This window comes from Rothia sp. HMSC071F11 (genome assembly GCF_001809115.1).
Classification (GTDB): domain Bacteria; phylum Actinomycetota; class Actinomycetes; order Actinomycetales; family Micrococcaceae; genus Rothia; species Rothia dentocariosa.
Genome location: NZ_KV795763.1, coordinates 293,652 through 297,203, shown reverse-complemented (window position 1 = coordinate 297,203; position 3,552 = coordinate 293,652). Strand labels below are relative to the sequence as shown.

The 3,552-nt window shown below is 52.1% G+C and carries 4 protein-coding genes; 3 read left to right on the top strand and 1 reads right to left on the bottom strand.

The features are described from left to right. Positions 1 to 71: 71 nt before the first annotated feature. From HMPREF2554_RS09270 to HMPREF2554_RS09260, 3 genes are all read left to right on the top strand, one after another. The gene (locus tag HMPREF2554_RS09270; RefSeq protein ID WP_070554894.1) at positions 72 to 326 is read left to right on the top strand and encodes a hypothetical protein; all 255 of its coding nucleotides are present in this window, start codon (positions 72 to 74) and stop codon (positions 324 to 326) included. Positions 327 to 496: 170 nt separating this feature from the next. Next, positions 497 to 1,123, top strand: a complete 627-nt coding sequence (locus HMPREF2554_RS09265; RefSeq protein WP_070554891.1) for a hypothetical protein — start codon at positions 497 to 499, stop codon at positions 1,121 to 1,123. 134 nt (positions 1,124 to 1,257) lie between these two features. Next, positions 1,258 to 1,968 carry a DUF6318 family protein gene (locus HMPREF2554_RS09260; RefSeq protein ID WP_070554889.1) on the top strand — a complete coding sequence of 237 codons (711 nt, stop codon included), beginning with the start codon at positions 1,258 to 1,260 and terminating at the stop codon, positions 1,966 to 1,968. 165 nt (positions 1,969 to 2,133) lie between these two features. Here the strand turns inward: HMPREF2554_RS09260 and adhP are convergent, their stop codons facing one another. After that, positions 2,134 to 3,162: an alcohol dehydrogenase AdhP gene (adhP, locus tag HMPREF2554_RS09255; protein ID WP_070554887.1), complete on the bottom strand. Its 1,029-nt coding sequence runs from the start codon at positions 3,160 to 3,162 to the stop codon at positions 2,134 to 2,136. Positions 3,163 to 3,552 lie beyond the last annotated feature (390 nt).

The window sequence follows — 3,552 nt, the reverse complement described above, 5'->3', positions numbered from 1 at the left end:
GGTTGGCGTATGAGAAAAAACTCAAACTAGACTAGCCTGCGCTGTTTCGTTTTAAGATAAAGGTGACTTTAGTGGATCTCGATGTTCTTCTCTATAAATGGTTTCTTATGATTCTAGGGGGAATCCTTACCGTTGGAACCTTGATCGCTACAATATTTACTCTTGTTTTCGGTCCAGGAATAGGTTGGGCGGCTTTGATGCTGTTTTGTTCGCTGATAGGAGCAGTTACCTTCTATAGTGGCTGGGAGATAGGTCGAGGACGTCCGGAAGAGCAGGAACCTGAAGACCAAGAAACCTCTGATGCAGAACATCATCAGGAATCATAACCAGCATCTAATATTGGCTAGGGGTGTGTTCGTGAGCACACCCCTCTTGCTCTATTTATGCCCTGGTGAAGCTAACAAGGCTCTCTGAAAGCACGTGATGAGTATGTTAAGAAAGGTACAGTTGAAAAGACGTATCAACAGATATGGCGGGTTAGAAAGAGGGCTATGAGATGGAAAACGGTATTTTAGGTGGTCTGCTTGGCGGCCTACTCGTCGGAGCTATGCCCGGCATCCAGCGTAAAGGTTCACATGTCTCCGTCGGGGTGAGGCAACACCGCCCACGCTTTGTCCTCTACCTCGGATGGGGAATTTTTCTCTTCTTCCTAATTCCATTCCCCATATTTCTAGATATTATGTACGGTTTCGATATCGGCATGCATATTTTTATATTTATATTAGGTGCCCCTATGGGGCTGGTAGTCATTATTAATTACTATGTGCTCTATATCCGGTTTGATGAGCACTCGGTCACTTGGCGTAACTCCCTCGGACGCACCTATACCGCACCGTATACCTCGATTGATAGGCTCACGTATCTAGATAACAACCGCAACGGGTGGATTCGTATTATTTTCCGGGATCAGGGCAAGCGTAAGCGGCTGAGTTTTGATCCGGGGCAGTTCGACGGCACGGTGATTTTTGGTCATATTTTGTATAAGGTGCGTACGGGGGAGTGGGCCTCTTCGGTGCAGCAGTTGTCGGAGTCTGGGTTTTTAGAGGGGCGGGAGTCGTTTGAGGCGTTACGAGAGATCCGATTCGTGCGCAACTTACAAGCCTCAGCACCTCATACCGCGTAATCCCCAGGTGCATCAGCAAAACCTGTAATCTCCCAGCACCCGAGCCTATGGAACATAGCTCGCCCTAAATGGGTTCTTCCGGTGTATGCACTCTATAATAAATAGGCAATAATCACCGACTGAAAGATAACAACATGCTGACTACTTCTGTATCCCGCCGCAGTGCTCTAGGCATCTTGGGTCTTGGCTCTGCCGCGTTCTTGGCGGCGTGCTCCTCCTCTAACTCGAATGGCAACGGTGGGGATTCCGGCACATCGGCTTCCTCGACGAGCACCCGCAGCGACTACAGCGGCGAGGCTAAAATCGACAAGTTTGATACCTCAGCTGGCACCTACGAGCCCGCAACTCGTGAGACTCCCGCAAAGAATGTTCCCAAGCCCATCAAGCCTGAGAATATGAACGAAAACTCAGTCGCGGGTCTGTACTCTTCGATCGCATTCATTGGCGCGGCTTTGCAGTACGCACTGCAGACCGGCGATGTATCTCTGATCAAAGAAAGCGCTATGAGTGATGAGGATAAAGAGCGCACACTGTCGGGTGCTCTTTTTGCGGATCTTCAGGGCGGGAAGAGCTGGCTTGCAGACCCTAAAATTGTGATGAACTTTGAGGATGCTCAGCCTAAGGAAGAGAACGGCACCTACACGTGGCCGGTAACCGTGAATGTAACTCAGGGGGAATATGGCGTACATGATGGTGAGGTTGTAGATTTTCCTGAAGAACAGCAGAAGCAAACTCAGAAGATTAACTTCACGGGTAAATACGACAATAACAAATGGAGTGTTGGGGGTTTCTACGGAACTGGTGGATCTGACAGCTCCGCATCCCACGATACCCAGGACAGCTAATCACTAGCTCCGCATATAGAGCGGTGTCCCCTGGAATTTCTATATGTTCCAGGGGACACCGCTTTTTGCATTAGGCTTTCAGAACCATATCGCAGGAACCAGCGGCAACCCGCGCTACCGCATAGATTCAGTACCTAACGCACCCGTGTGAGAAGCTTTCTTGCCTTACCACATGCTTGCGAAATCGAGCACCATACGCCCGTTGATCTTGCCTGCGTTCATCTCCTCGAAGATCTGCGGGGCCTCATCAACCTTGCGCAGCTGCACTACGGGAACTACTAGCCCGTCTGCGCCGAACTGGAACGCTTCGGCAAGATCCTGACGGGTGCCGACCAACGAGCCGAGCACGCGAATACCGTCAAGAACGATCTTTGTGATAGACAGTTCCATCTTCTCGGGCGGAAGACCCACAGCCACCACGCTGCCCCCGGCACGCACGCTCTCAACCGCCTGGTTAAAAGCGACCCTCGATACCGCGGTCACCACGGCAGCTTGCGCCCCGCCGTCAGTTACCTCACGAACCTTCGCCGGTACATCCTCAACCTCACGACCGTTAATCGTGACGTCGGCACCGGTTTCGGCGGCAAGCTTCAGCTTGTCATCGTTAATATCGACGGCAATAACCTTGGCACCGAAAACCTTCTTGGCGTACTGCACCGCCAGGTTGCCCAGCCCGCCAGCACCGTAGGCGACCAGCCACTGACCGGGGCGTATCTGCGATTCCTTAATCGCCTTATAGGTGGTCACGCCCGCGCAGGTAATCGAGCTTGCCTGTGCCGCATCCAGACCTTCGGGAACCTTCACGGCATAGTCTGCCGTGACAAGGGCATACTCACTCATGGCACCGTCCACAGTGTAGCCCGCATTCTTGACGGTACGGCATAGGGTCTCCCTGCCGGAGGTGCAGTATTCGCAGTGCCCGCATCCCTGGAAGAACCATGCAATAGAGACTCGATCGCCGGGCTTGAGAGATTCAACGCCTTCACCGACTTCGGTGACAATACCAATACCCTCATGCCCCAGGATGCGCCCCGGGACCTCACCGAAATCGCCAGCCGCAACGTGCAAGTCGGTGTGGCAGACGCCGGAGTACTCTAGCTTCACGAGCGCCTGACCGTGCCCCACCTCGGGCACGGGAACATCGGTGACATTTATCGAGCCATCAACAACGTCAGGGACAACTACAGCCTTCATGGGAACCTCCCGTGTACTAGCTCACTATCAATGTTCGTTTAATCGTAAAGCTCGCATAGAGACTTTTCTACAGTTCGGTGATATATTCAACCGCTAATACAGAATGGTACTCATGAGCGATTTTATGCCGTGCCGCAGCCCCTCTCTAGCGAGTCCACATAGAGAGCAAATAGATAACGAAATGATGAAGACGTGTCCAGGAGCCCGGGGTTCAACAAAGCTCTAAGATACAATCGACGTAATGTCTCTGGTATGGAGCAACAAACTGAGAAGTTGAGGCTTATCTTCCGTCCCTGACTGCGCAGTTTTGGGCAAAAAGAGTGTTGAGACCTGGAACCTCGCTCGTAACCGCATCCCTTGAGAGCACCGATGAAAGGGCAAACATGCCAA

What these genes read in the sequence shown, in the direction of transcription:
- HMPREF2554_RS09265 (WP_070554891.1), top strand. Translation starts at nt 497, where the DNA reads ATGGAAAACGGTATTTTAGGTGGTCTGCTTGGCGGCCTACTCGTCGGA.
- adhP (WP_070554887.1), bottom strand. Translation starts at nt 3,162, where the DNA reads ATGAAGGCTGTAGTTGTCCCTGACGTTGTTGATGGCTCGATAAATGTC.
- HMPREF2554_RS09260 (WP_070554889.1), top strand. Translation starts at nt 1,258, where the DNA reads ATGCTGACTACTTCTGTATCCCGCCGCAGTGCTCTAGGCATCTTGGGT.